This is a genomic window from Neisseria sp. P0001.S005, from assembly GCF_051963715.1.
In genome coordinates, this window is record NZ_JBQCTZ010000652.1 from 1 (window position 1) to 419 (window position 419).

The 419-nt window shown below is 50.1% G+C and carries 1 protein-coding gene; it reads right to left on the reverse strand.

The features are described from left to right. Nucleotides 1-332: NusA N-terminal domain-containing protein (locus ACTHSP_RS22205; RefSeq protein WP_440347033.1), on the reverse strand; the 332-nt coding region annotated here is incomplete at its 3' end. Between the last annotated feature and the right edge of the window lie 87 nt (nucleotides 333-419).

A 419-nucleotide genomic window follows, 5' to 3' on the forward strand; every position in this document is an offset into this window, starting at 1 on the left:
GCTTGGCGGCCGAAGCCTTCGTTTGGCAGCTGCTCTTCGTAGTATTCGCCGATTTGGATGGTTGTGCCGGGAATTTCTTCTTGGATTTCCTCGATGGTTTTTTCTACGTCGGGGTAGGTGTAGTCTTCATCGGCAACAATCAGCCAGCGGCGGAAGGTTTGGTATTCGCCGGTATCGCGGTCGATTTCGACGCGCACGTCCATGTGCTCGCGGTCGGCTTTTTTCTTGGCAGCAGTAGAGAGGGCGAATTCAAGGGCTTTGAATACGACTTCCGTTTCAACGTTTTTTTCACTTGCCAGCGCTTCGGCCAGCTGTAACATTTCGCGACTCATTTTCTAGAATCTCCAAGTAATCGGTTTTTAAAATTTAAATTCGGGGCGCAAACGGGCTTTGTCGATGTTGCTCAATTCGATTTGGGC